12 protein-coding genes are annotated in these 12,561 nt (G+C 49.3%); all 12 read left to right on the top strand.

The window, feature by feature from the left end:
* The first annotated feature begins 69 nt into the window (after positions 1-69).
* The 12 genes from ABXS75_12555 (at position 70) to ABXS75_12500 (ending at position 12,547) form a co-directional block, all read left to right on the top strand.
* Entirely contained in the window at positions 70-666 is a 597-nt protein-coding gene (locus tag ABXS75_12555) for a putative ABC transporter permease (protein XCP83899.1), read from the top strand.
* Between the two features lie 215 nt (positions 667-881).
* Positions 882-1,163: a hypothetical protein gene (locus ABXS75_12550; GenBank protein XCP83898.1), complete on the top strand. Its 282-nt coding sequence runs from the start codon at positions 882-884 to the stop codon at positions 1,161-1,163.
* A 114-nt stretch (positions 1,164-1,277) separates the two neighbouring features.
* A complete protein-coding gene (locus ABXS75_12545) occupies positions 1,278-2,516 on the top strand; it encodes a D-alanyl-D-alanine carboxypeptidase family protein (protein ID XCP83897.1) in 1,239 nt (412 codons plus the stop codon).
* Positions 2,517-2,747: 231 nt separating this feature from the next.
* Positions 2,748-3,638: a metallophosphoesterase gene (locus tag ABXS75_12540; GenBank protein ID XCP83896.1), complete on the top strand. Its 891-nt coding sequence runs from the start codon at positions 2,748-2,750 to the stop codon at positions 3,636-3,638.
* 3 nt (positions 3,639-3,641) lie between these two features.
* Positions 3,642-4,409 carry a segregation/condensation protein A gene (locus tag ABXS75_12535; protein XCP83895.1) on the top strand — a complete coding sequence of 256 codons (768 nt, stop codon included), beginning with the start codon at positions 3,642-3,644 and terminating at the stop codon, positions 4,407-4,409.
* Positions 4,399-4,968: an SMC-Scp complex subunit ScpB gene (gene scpB, locus ABXS75_12530; protein ID XCP83894.1), complete on the top strand. Its 570-nt coding sequence runs from the start codon at positions 4,399-4,401 to the stop codon at positions 4,966-4,968. The genes ABXS75_12535 and scpB overlap by 11 nt, the downstream gene beginning before the upstream one ends.
* A gap of 179 nt (positions 4,969-5,147) precedes the next feature.
* The gene (locus ABXS75_12525) at positions 5,148-6,434 is read left to right on the top strand and encodes a D-alanyl-D-alanine carboxypeptidase family protein (protein XCP83893.1); all 1,287 of its coding nucleotides are present in this window, start codon (positions 5,148-5,150) and stop codon (positions 6,432-6,434) included.
* A 115-nt stretch (positions 6,435-6,549) separates the two neighbouring features.
* The gene (locus ABXS75_12520) at positions 6,550-8,538 is read left to right on the top strand and encodes a 2-isopropylmalate synthase (protein ID XCP83892.1); all 1,989 of its coding nucleotides are present in this window, start codon (positions 6,550-6,552) and stop codon (positions 8,536-8,538) included.
* 199 nt (positions 8,539-8,737) lie between these two features.
* Positions 8,738-10,171 carry a carboxyl transferase domain-containing protein gene (locus ABXS75_12515; protein ID XCP83891.1) on the top strand — a complete coding sequence of 478 codons (1,434 nt, stop codon included), beginning with the start codon at positions 8,738-8,740 and terminating at the stop codon, positions 10,169-10,171.
* A 14-nt stretch (positions 10,172-10,185) separates the two neighbouring features.
* The gene (locus tag ABXS75_12510) at positions 10,186-10,962 is read left to right on the top strand and encodes an OadG family transporter subunit (GenBank protein ID XCP83890.1); all 777 of its coding nucleotides are present in this window, start codon (positions 10,186-10,188) and stop codon (positions 10,960-10,962) included.
* Positions 10,963-10,990: 28 nt separating this feature from the next.
* Entirely contained in the window at positions 10,991-11,359 is a 369-nt protein-coding gene (locus tag ABXS75_12505; protein ID XCP83889.1) for a biotin/lipoyl-containing protein, read from the top strand.
* A 36-nt stretch (positions 11,360-11,395) separates the two neighbouring features.
* Positions 11,396-12,547, top strand: coding sequence for a sodium ion-translocating decarboxylase subunit beta (locus ABXS75_12500; GenBank protein XCP83888.1), 1,152 nt, complete (start codon positions 11,396-11,398; stop codon positions 12,545-12,547).
* Positions 12,548-12,561: the final 14 nt, after the last annotated feature.

Below are 12,561 nucleotides of genomic sequence, written 5' to 3'. Positions count from 1 at the left end.
CACTCCATTTTATATGAATTGTCAGATTTGAGATATTGTTGATTGTGTATAGATGAGGAATGATTTGCGATGTTTTGGGACAAAGTGATTTTAGGATTCAGAGGGTATGAGGTATTAATGTGGTTCCTGACTTACAGCATTATGGGCTGGGTGGTAGAGTCGATCTATATGTCGTTCTGCAACCGAAAACTCACGAACCGGGGATTTGCAAGAGGCCCCTTCTGCCCGATTTACGGAGTGGGAGCGCTGATGGTGTTTTTCGTATTGCGTCCGTACAGCGGCAATAACTTTGCGCTGTTCGCGCTGGGATCTCTCTTTGCCACAACGCTGGAATTTCTGACGGCACTTCTGATGAAGAAGGTGTTCGGGGAAATCTGGTGGGATTACAATGAGAAACCGTTCAATTACAAAGGGATCATCTGTCTGGAAAGTTCGATCGCCTGGGGATTCTATACGGTGTTCCTGTTCATGTTCCTGCAGAATATCGTGGCAGGGATCGTGGCCATGATACCGGAATCCATCGGACATGTAGTGGGAAGTGTACTGTTGTTTGTCTTTAGCATCGATTTCCTTACCGCATTTTATCGTGAGAAGAAGGACGATGTGCCGGAAGGGATCAGGTGCCGGATCGAGAATGTGAAGGAGCGGATCGGAACGATTTTTTAATTTCATAGGAAAATGCGTCCTATGAAATTAAAACGCTCCGCGGGGAGCGCACTGTGGCGGAGAGGAATTATGTCGCTAAAGCGACCCGCCGCAGGCGGAGAATCCTGCAGTGCAGGATTCTTTTTCGTATTGTTAAATGGCAAGAACGTCGTGTACCCGGTGTATGCGGCGTTTTTATTGCCAGGCATGCACATATATCAACAAGAGGTGATGATATGTTAAAACGAATACAATTATTTCCCTTAAATTTTTACAAGAAAGAGAAGTTCAACGGAAGTATCGGAAAGATGAATTTCCGGTTGGAAAAAGCGGAGCGCACGTCCGGGGAGGACACGGAGACGATCCTTAAGGGAACGGTGTGGAAAGGCCCCTATTGCTATGACGCCACGCCTGATGAGGTAAAGGAGACGAAAGAGTTCGCGTTTGCGGAGGAAGGGATCTGCCAGGCGCTGGAATGGTTTGAGGAGCAGGGAAAACGGTATAACACGGCAAAGTAATGTCAGGAACATTTGAGGTGGGAAGAATATGGAAATCCGCCCGGAATCGGTCATATTTTCGAGGGACTTCTCTTATAAATAGTAGTAGACGAATTTGGAAAGAGGAGCAGGATCATGCGAAAATATCTGGCAATTTTGCTGTGTGCAGCTTGCGTCTCTCAGGTAGTTCATGCCATGCCTGAGGCGCCAAAGGTATTGTTTGAAGAAACCAATGAGCAGGAAGATCCGGTAACGGAAGAGAAACCGGCGGAGGGTACTGAGGAGAAGGAGGCACTTGCCATCTCGGCGGAGTCGGCGATCATTATGGAGGCCAGCTCCGGCAAGGTCCTATATGAGAAGGAAGCGGACAGTAAGCGCCCGCCGGCCAGTGTGACGAAGATCATGACGCTGCTGCTGATCTTCGATGCGTTAGACGAGGGAAAAATCAAGCTGGATGATATGGTGACGACCTCGGAATACGCGGCGTCCATGGGTGGTTCCCAGGTCTTTTTGGAACCGGGGGAGACGCAGAGCGTGGATACCATGATCAAATGTATCTCCGTTGCAAGCGCGAATGATGCCTGTGTGGCGATGTCGGAACTGATCGCCGGAAGCGAAGAAGCATTTGTGGAAAAGATGAATGAAAGAGCCGCCGGACTTGGTATGGAGAATACCCACTTTGTGAACTGCAATGGCCTGGATACGGACGGACATCTGACGACGGCCCGTGATATTGCCCTGATGTCCCGGGAACTGATCACCAAATATCCACAGATACATAATTATTCTAAAATCTGGATGGAAAATATCACGCACACCACGGCAAAAGGGACCAGTGAGTTCGGACTTACCAACACCAACAAGCTGATCCGGCAATATGAATATGCCACAGGACTGAAAACAGGCTCCACAAGTCAGGCGAAATTCTGTCTTTCCGCTACAGCCGAAAAAGATGGAATAGAGATGATCGCAGTCGTCATGGCGGAACCGGATTCCAAGACGCGGGTCAAGGATTCGATCGCCATGCTGAATTATGGATTTGGAAAATGTGCACGCTATACCGATGAGCAGGTGCTGGAAAAGAAAGCCTACTCCCAGGTGGAGGGCGGCATCGAAGCTCGGGTGGAGGGAAGTGCAAAGGGCACGTTCCAGTACGTCGATACGGAAGGGTCGGATTTGTCCGCGATTGAAAAAACAGTGAAGATGGATAAGGTGAAGGCACCGGTGAAAAAGGGAGATGTGATCGGAAAAGTGAGCTATTCTCTTCAGGGCAAAAAGCTGGGAGAGATTCCGATCACCGCGAAGAAAAGCGTGGGGAAGACTACGTTTGCAAGTGCCCTTCTCAAAGTACTGGAAGCGTGGGCCCTTTCGTAAATAGTAGCTGCTGTTTGCATGAAGCTGCATGGTGAATTGGATCGCTGGTTCAAAGTGAGCAGAGACCAGTGCGTGAGTGAAGCGGACAAAAGCAGACGAATGTTCGCTTTACAAGATTCAAATGTTCCAGTATAATAGAACAGGTATCAGCAGATAGAAAGGAAATCAGAAAGAGAAAACAAGGAGAAGATACATGAGGTTTATAGATAGCATCGATCAGGAGGGGAAGATATGCGGCTAGTGCTGCTGTTCTTTTGTATTGTTGTGGCAGGTGTGATTGCAGAGATTTACAGGGAGATGCATGGGTTCGTAATCAGCAGATGCCGGATCAGGAGCACCAAATTATCTCCGGATATGCCGGAACTAAAAGCTGTGTTTCTTAGTGATCTGCATAGCAAAGAATATGGCGCAAATAACCAAGAGTTAGTCGAAGCGATAAGGAAAGAGCAACCTGATCTGATCCTGATTGGAGGGGATATGCTGGTAGGAAAACCAGATATTTCTTTTGAGAAAGCGGCGGTATTTGTCGAACAGTTACCCCAGATTGCGACAGTCTGGTATGCGAGTGGGAATCACGAACAGCGAATGCGAAGGGATCCGGAAACCTACGGCGAAGCGTTTGCACAGTACAAGAACCGCCTTCAAAAGGCGGGAGTTCATTTTCTGATCGATGAGAATGTTCGTATCACGCATCACGGAGAAGGAATCTGCCTCGGGGGCCTGGAGGTCCCGGAGGAGTGCTACGGCAGGACCAGCCGGTATGAACTGGAAAAAGAGGAAGTGACAAGGCGTATCGGAAAGGCCCCGAAGGATACCTTTCAAATCCTGATGGCGCATCCACCCGAGTATGTGGATATTTACCGGGCATGGGGAGCCGATGTTATCCTTTCCGGTCACCTTCACGGAGGAATCGTGCGGATTCCGTTTCTTGGAGCGATATTTACCCCGCAGTTCCGCCTTTTCCCCAAATACTCCGGCGGATTCTACCGGGAAGGGGATACGACAATCGTGGTCAGTAAAGGTCTTGGAACGCACACGATCAATATCCGTCTGTTCAATCCGGCAGAGCTTGTCGTGCTTCAGATCGAAGGACAGAAGAAGGAAAAGCAGGAAGGAAGATAAGCCATGGGAATTCCGGTTAAATTGCAGGTGTTCGAAGGTCCGCTGGATCTTCTTCTGCATTTGATAGATAAAAATAAAATCGACATATATGACATTCCGATCGTGGAGATCACGAATCAGTATATGGAGTATATCCATGCCATGGACAGGGAAGATCTGAACGTGATGAGTGAGTTTCTTCTGATGGCTGCTACGCTTCTGGATATCAAATGCCGTATGCTCCTGCCGCGCGAGGTGAATGAAGAAGGGGAAGAGGAAGATCCCAGGCGTGAGCTGGTGGAGCAGCTTCTCCAGTACAAGATGTACAAATATATGTCCTACGAGCTTCGGGACCGCCAGATCGACGGTCAGCGCATGATGTATAAGGCATCTACCATTCCAAAGGAAGTACAGGAATATGTGGAGCCGGTGGACCTGGATATGCTCCTTACGGACCTTTCGCTGGGAAAATTAAACCGTATTTTTCGCGATGTGATGAAAAGGCAGACGGATAAGATCGACCCGATCCGTAGCAAATACGGCAAGATCGAAAAGGAAGAGGTCACTCTGCCTGAGAAATTGCTCTATGTGGAGGAATACGCCAAGGTGCATCGGAATTTCAGCTTCCGGGACCTTTTGGAGCGGCAGTCCAGTAAATTTCAGGTCATCGTGACATTCCTGGCGATCCTGGAGCTGATGAAGGTAGGGAAAATACAGATCTATCAGGAGCACACTTTTGATGATATTTTGATTACAGCAATAGAGGACAGTGAGGAAAAGCATGGAAATTAAACGTTTGGAAAGCATTATAGAGGCAATTCTGTTTACCATGGGAGATTCTGTTGAAATAGAGAAGATCGCATCGGTCATCGAGCATGATGTGGCGACGACGAGGAAGCTCATACATAACATGATGGACAAGTACGAGGAGGAGGACCGGGGCGTTCGGATCATTGAACTTGAGAATTCCTACCAGATGTGTACAAAGACAGAATTATATGAGTATTTGATTCGTGTAGCTAAGCAGCCTAAAAAATACGTACTTACGGATGTGATGCTGGAGACGCTTGCGATCATCGCTTATAAGCAGCCGGTGACCCGTCTGGAGATTGAAAAGATCCGGGGAGTAAAAAGCGATCACGCCGTAAATAAGCTGATCGAGTATGATCTGGTCTGCGAGGTGGGGCGGCTTGACGCGCCGGGAAGACCGATTCTGTTCGGCACGACGGAAGAATTTCTGCGCAGATTCAGCGTACATTCTTTGGACGATCTCCCGGGAATCGACGAGGAGAGGATCGAGATGTTCAAGGAGGAAGCGGAGGACGAGGCGCAGCTTAAACTGGATATTTAGTCAAATGCCCCGCAGAGGCTACGGAGTATTTGGTTTTCGCAGCAGCCGCTAAATAGCTAGCTATGCGAGCATGGCTCGTTACTCGCGGAAATAAATGGTGGCATAGTTTGTACAGATTTCTCATAGAATGAATCGTGGTCAGATAAGTTTTGAGTTCGATTGCATATGGGGGATTTGCTATGATGGTAAGAGCAGGCAGAACAAACAGGGAAAAGAAAGAGTCAAGACGGGGAGCGATTTGCGCGGGAATCCTGGTTTGGTCTTTCTTTTTTATTTTAGGAATTTTTTATGCGGCGCATCTGACGGCGTGCGCAGAGGGTGAGGAGAAGGAGCAGGAGCTGATTGGATCCCTTTACGCCAAATCGGCGGTCCTGATGGATGCGGACAGCGGCAGAGTGCTGGTGGAAAAAGATGGAGATACCATGCGGCCTATGGCGAGTACGACGAAGATCCTGACGTGTATTCTGGCTTTGGAGGAGGGAAATTCGGAGGATATCGTGACGGCGTCGAAGGAAGCGGCGTCCCAGCCGCGGGTGCATCTGGGAATGCAGGAGGGGGAGCAATTCTATCTGGAAGATCTGCTTTATTCTTTGATGCTGGAGTCCCACAACGATACGGCATATGCCATTGCGGAGCACCTGGCCGGCTCCGTCCCGGAATTTGCGAAGAGAATGAATGAAAAAGCCAGGGAAATCGGTTGCACGAACGCTCATTTTGTGACGCCCAACGGGTTGGACGGCAGTGATGCGGACGGGATTCATAGCATCTCGGCGTCTGATCTGGCCCTGATCATGAGCTATTGTGTGGCAAAATCACCGAAGACAGAAGAGTTTCTTAAAATCACCCAGGCGGGCAGCCATTCCTTTCATGACGTAGAGGGAAAGAGAGAGTTTTCCTGCAACAATCACAATCTGTTCCTGTCCATGATGGAGGGCGCCCTTTCCGGAAAGACCGGGTTTACGGGAGATGCCGGATACTGCTATGTCGGCGCATTAAGGCAGGGGGAGCGGACTTTCGTCGTGGCCCTTCTGGCATGCGGCTGGCCCAATCACAAGGACTATAAGTGGGCGGACACGAAAGCACTGATGCAGTATGGGCTGGACACCTATACGTACCGAAATGTCTGGCAGGAACCTTATCTGGAAGAGATTCCGGTGGAAGATGGAATACCCAGAAGCGGAAGACTCTTTGATCTGGCGAAAGTGCAGGTGAAGCTGGGGACTGGCGAGAGGGAGTTGTCGCTCCTACTTTCTGATGAGGAGGAAGTCCGGGTGGAGGTCCATCAGGAGGCGGCGCTTTTGGCTCCGGTGAAGAAAGGGAAGCAAGTAGGGCAGATCCGCTACTACCTGGGAGAGGAACTGGTAAAGGAATATAAGCTGACGGCAGGGGAGACGGTAGAAAAGATAAACTTCACGTGGTTTCTGCGCCAGATTCTCTCGCGATATGTAAAGTGTGCGTTGTGGTGACACAAGAAGATAAAATAGATCAATAAAATAGCTATAAATATCACTTTGCATTTTACGGGTGATGTGTTAGGATATACAGGTACAACAAAATAAGACAAGAAGGTTGATGAAAATTATGAAGAATGTACAGAAATATGAAAGACAATATTTTATGCCCCCGGAGGTCAGCTTTGACTGGGCAAAAAAAGATCATATTGAGAAACCGCCGATCTGGTGCAGCGTGGATTTAAGAGACGGAAACCAGGCGCTGATCGAGCCGATGAGCCTGGAGGAGAAGCTGGAATTCTTCCAGCTCCTTGTAAAGGTGGGATTCAAGGAGATTGAGGTAGGCTTCCCGGCTGCTTCGGAGACAGAATATAAATTTATGCGTACTCTGATCGAGAAGAATATGATTCCGGATGATGTGACGGTACAGGTTCTGACCCAGGCGCGGGAACATATCATCAAGAAGACCTTTGAGGCGGTAAAGGGCGCGCCGCATGCTGTGGTTCATTTATATAATTCCACTTCGGTGGCACAGAGAGAACAGGTCTTTAAGAAGAGCAAGGAAGAGATTATGAAGATCGCTGTGGACGGCGCGGTGCTCTTAAAGAAGCTGGCGGACGAGACGGACGGCAATTTCACCTTCCAGTACAGTCCGGAAAGCTTCCCGGGAACGGAAGTGGACTATGCGGTGGACGTTTGCAACGCCGTATTGGATGTGTGGCAGCCGACCAAAGAGAAGAAGGCGATCATCAATATTCCGACTACCGTAGAAAATGCAATGCCCCACGTGTTTGCCACTCAGGTAGAATATGTGGATAAGCATTTGAAATACCGTGACGGCGTCATTCTCTGCCTGCATCCGCACAATGACCGTGGAAGCGGCGTGGCGACCGCGGAGATGGGCGTACTTGCCGGAGCGGAGCGTGTGGAAGGGACTCTGTTTGGAAACGGTGAGCGTACCGGTAATGTGGATATTATCACACTGGCGATGAACATGTACTCTCATGGAGTGGATCCGGGACTTGATTTCTCCGATATCATGTCGATCCGTGAGACCTATGAGCGTTTGACCAGAATGCATGTATACGAGAGACAGCCTTACGCAGGAGACCTGGTATTTACCGCGTTCTCCGGCTCTCATCAGGATGCCATTGCAAAGGGAATGGCCTGGAGAGAAGAAAAGGACTGCGACAAATGGACGGTTCCGTATCTTCCGATCGATCCCAAGGACGTGGGCCGTACCTACGACAAGGACGTGATTCGTATCAACAGCCAGTCCGGAAAGGGTGGCGTAAACTACATCCTGAAGCAGAACTTTGGCGTCAGCCTGCCGGAGAAGATGAAGGAAGAGGTGGGCTATCTGGTAAAAGACGTATCCGACAAAGCGCACAAGGAGCTTACGCCGGAATGGGTATATCACATTTTCGAAGATCATTATGTGAATCCGAAGGGAATCTTCACGATCGACGAGTGCCATTTCAAACAGGAGGACGGAATTCTGGCCTCCGCGACCATCTCACATGGCGGCGGCAAGCGCATTGTGACGGCTTCCGGAAATGGGCGCCTTGACGCGGTGAGCAATGCGATTAAACAGTATTTTGGCATCAGCTATGAGCTGTCATTCTATGAGGAGCATTCTCTTACCAAGGGATCTTCCTCCAAGGCGTGCGCTTACGTGGGAATCATCTGTAACGGAAATACCTACTGGGGCGTGGGAATCGATGCCGATATCATCAAGGCCTCCATTGAGGCGCTGACGGTATCAGTCAACAAGATCGATGAGATCAAGAATGTGGACGAATGCAGGGACGAGAGACTGATTGAGATCATGAATTATATTCAGGCAAATTACCTGGACGTATCCTTAGATGACCTGTCCGAGAAATTCTACTTGTCCAAACCGTATTTATCCAAGTATATCAAGGAGAAATCCGGAATGACCTTCGGGGATATCGTGAAGAAGGTCCGAATGAAAAAAGCACGTGCACTTTTAAAGAGCAGCAGCATGACGGTGGAGAATATCGCGCTCTCCGTAGGCTATCAGAATGTGGAGCATTTTAACCGGTTGTTCAAGAAGGCGTACAATATGACGCCGGTGCAGTTCAGAAATCAAAAGTAAAAACTGAAAATGAGCAGTGAGCAGAAAGAGGGCGCTCTGGGAGGAAGAAGAATCTCAGAACAGCCCTCTTTTTCAAAAATGACAAATATTTAACAAAATATCGGAAAAACTGTTGCAGTTTGTCCAAAAGAGAAGTATAATATAATCGGCAGAAATTTGGTTTAACTTTTAAATTATAGAAAAATGGAGGGCTAAATTTATGAGTAACACAACACCAAACGCGGCAAGCGAAAGAATTGCCAATTTGCTTGATGCGGGCAGCTTTGTTGAGATCGGCGGCCAGGTAACGGCGAGAAGTACGGATTTCAACATGCAGGAAAAAGAGACTCCGGCGGACGGCGTCATTACCGGTTATGGGGTAATTGACGGTAACCTGGTATACGTTTACAGCCAGGATGCGACTGTCCTCAAAGGAGCAATCGGAGAGATGCATGCAAAGAAGATTGCGAACATCTACGATATGGCTATGAAGATGGGGGCACCGGTCATCGGACTTGTTGACTGTGCGGGACTTCGCCTTCAGGAGGCCACCGACGCATTGCACGCATTCGGAACCTTCTACTATAAACAGGCTATGGCGTCCGGTGTCATTCCCCAGATCACCGCGATTTTCGGCAGCTGTGGAGGTGGTCTTGCATCAGCAGCCGCACTTAGCGATTTCACGTTTATGGAAAGCAAGGGAAGACTTTTTGTGAATTCTCCTAATGCACTTCCGGGCAACGATGTGAAGAAATGCGACACGGCAAGCGCGGCGTTCCAGAGCGAGGAGGCGGGAATCGTAGACGCGGTTGGCGCAGAGGAAGAGATTTTAGAAGAGATTCGTGCTCTTGTCTGCATGCTCCCGGCGAATAACGAGGATAATGATGCGTATGAAGAGTGTATGGACGACCTGAACAGAGCCTGCGAGGGCCTTGCCGATGCGGCAGCCGATCCGACAATCGCAATCTCCATAATCGCAGATGACGGAAACTTCTTCGAGGCAAAGAGGGATTATGCAAAAGAGATGGTAACTGGGCTGATCCGCCTGAACGGCATGACCGTAGGTGTTGCGGCGAACCGCAGTATCGTCTACGATGCAGAGGGTAAGGAGGAAGAGACGTTTGACGGCTCCTTATCGGCAAGAGGCTGCAGAAAAGCGGCGGCTTTCGTGAAGTTCTGTGATGCGTTCGGCATTCCGGTGCTGACCCTGACCAATGTGACGGGACTTAAGGCGTCGATCTGTTCTGAGAGAAATCTCGCGAAGGCTATGGCTGAACTGACTTATGCATTTGCAGATGCGACCGTGCCGAAGGTGAATGTCATTACGGGTAAGGCATACGGAAGTGCTTATGTGGCAATGAACAGCAAGGCAATCGGCGCAGATATGGTTTACGCATGGCCGCAGGCTGAAATCGGTATGATGGAAGCAGATATGGCAGCAAAGATCATGTATGCTGATGCGGATGCCGAGACTCTGAAAGAAAAGGCAGCTTCCTATAAAGAATTACAATCCAGTCCGCTTTCCGCAGCAAGAAGGGGTTATGTGGATACGATCATCGAGCCGGAGGATACCAGAAAGTATGTGATTGGCGCGTTTGAGATGTTATTTACCAAGAGGGAGGACCGTCCTTCTAAGAAACACGGAACAGTTTAGCGAGGTGAAGCGAAGTGAAGAAAAAAATCAGTTTATTAGTCTGCATTCTGGCACTTGTGCTTAGCGTAGCGGGCTGCGGCAATAAGAATGAGGTAGAGTACGACGCAGAGACCCTTGAACAGTCCTGTGAACAGGTGCTTGCCGTTATTCAGGGCGGAGGAATCTCCGGATCAGATATCAGCGATATGTCCGAATGGAATCAGGGATATCTGATGGCGCAGTTTGAAGGACAGACCGGCGTGCAGATGGAAGCAAGTTCTCTTATTACGGCTCTGGAAGGATGGGAGGCATCTTTTGATGAGTGCGGTGAATATGAGGGACATGGCGATTATACATTTAAGAGTTCAAGTACAGGCGTGACGGTCATTACAGAGGCAGAATTTTCCAAAAGAGATGCCGCTTTGGAGTTTACGTTTGATGAAAATTTAAAGCTTGATGCATTTACGGTAGGGGCACACTATGGTCCCGGCGAAGTTCTTCAGAAAGCGGGACTTAATACATTACTTGGCATGGGAACTGTATTTGTGGTATTGATATTCATGAGCTTTATCATTTCCCTGTTAAAATACATTCCTGCATTATTTGACAAATCATCTAAGAAAACGGCACCTGCAGTGCCATCTCCGGCACCGGCACCGGCGGCTGTGCCTGTGGCAGAGGAGCCTGAGGAAGATGATACAGAACTTATTGCGGTAATCGCAGCAGCCATTGCTGCGGCAGAAGGAACCAGCACGGACGGATTCGTGGTTCGCTCTATCAAGAGAAGAAAATCCAATAAATGGAATGCATAATCAGTTTAGGATCAGGAGGAATTAAAAGATGAAAAATTATACCATTACAGTAAACGGAAATGTATATGATGTAACCGTAGAAGAGAATGGAGCAGCAGCTCCGGCACCGGCAGTAAGACCGGCCGCAGCACCGAAGGCAGCGCCGAAAGCGGCTCCGAAGGCAGCACCGGCAGCAGGTGCAGGAAGCATCAAAGTAGAGGCAGGAGCAGCCGGAAAAGTCTTCAAGATTGAAGCCAGCGTAGGGCAGAAAGTATCCCGCGGCGATACCATCGTGATCGTAGAAGCCATGAAGATGGAGATTCCTGTTGTAGCTCCGCAAGACGGAACCGTTGCAAGTATTGATGTAGCAGTCGGTGATATGGTAGAGGCTGGCCGTGCACTTGCTACATTAAACTAAGGAGTAAAGTCCTTTTAAAAAACGGGAGGTTATAACATGGAATATATCACAACGACTCTGGGAAATCTCTTGCACCAGACTGCGTTCTTTAACCTCACATGGGGTAACTACGTCATGATCGCGGTGGCATGTTTTTTCCTGTACCTTGCTATCAAGCATGGGTTTGAACCGCTTCTTCTGGTGCCTATTGCATTTGGTATGCTCCTGGTAAATATTTACCCGGATATCATGCTTCATGCAGAGGACGCAGCGAATGGAACGGGCGGACTTCTGTATTACTTTTTTAAATTAGACGAATGGGCCATTCTGCCGTCCCTGATCTTTATGGGAGTCGGCGCAATGACCGACTTTGGACCGCTGATCGCGAATCCGAAGAGCTTCCTTCTGGGAGCAGCCGCACAGTTCGGTATCTTTGCGGCATATCTGGGAGCGATGGCTATGGGCTTTTCGGACAAGGCAGCGGCAGCAATCTCCATTATCGGTGGTGCGGACGGACCGACCTCCATCTTCCTTGCCGGTAAATTGCAGCAGACGGCACTTTTGGGACCGATCGCCGTGGCGGCGTATTCTTATATGTCACTGGTGCCGATCATCCAGCCGCCGATCATGAAACTTCTTACAACCGAGAAAGAGCGGAAGATCAAGATGGGACAGCTTCGTCCGGTAACCAAACTGGAGAAGATCCTTTTCCCGATCATCGTTACGATCGTTGTATGTCTGATTCTTCCGACTACCGCACCGCTTGTCGGTATGCTGATGCTCGGTAACCTCTTTAAAGAGTCAGGCGTCGTAAGACAGCTTACCGAGACCGCGTCGAATGCGATGATGTACATCGTCGTTATTCTGCTCGGAACTTCCGTAGGGGCGACCACAAGCGCGGAGGCGTTCCTTAACCTGGATACGCTTAAGATCGTTGCCCTGGGTCTTGTCGCTTTCGCCTTCGGTACCGCGGCAGGTGTACTCTTTGGCAAGCTGATGTGTATCGCGACTCACGGACAGGTAAATCCGCTCATCGGTTCCGCCGGTGTATCCGCAGTTCCGATGGCAGCCCGTGTATCTCAGAAGGTTGGTGCAGAGGCTGACCCGACGAACTTCCTTCTGATGCATGCGATGGGTCCGAACGTGGCAGGTGTTATCGGTACGGCAGTTGCAGCCGGAACATTTATGGCAATTTTTGGAGTCATGTAGAAACTGGAAGCGAT

The sequence above is a fragment of the Roseburia hominis genome (assembly GCA_040702975.1).
Classification (GTDB): domain Bacteria; phylum Bacillota; class Clostridia; order Lachnospirales; family Lachnospiraceae; genus Allocoprococcus; species Allocoprococcus hominis_A.
The sequence above is the reverse complement of the archived record's forward strand: the minus strand, read 5'-3'. Positions and strand labels throughout refer to the sequence as shown.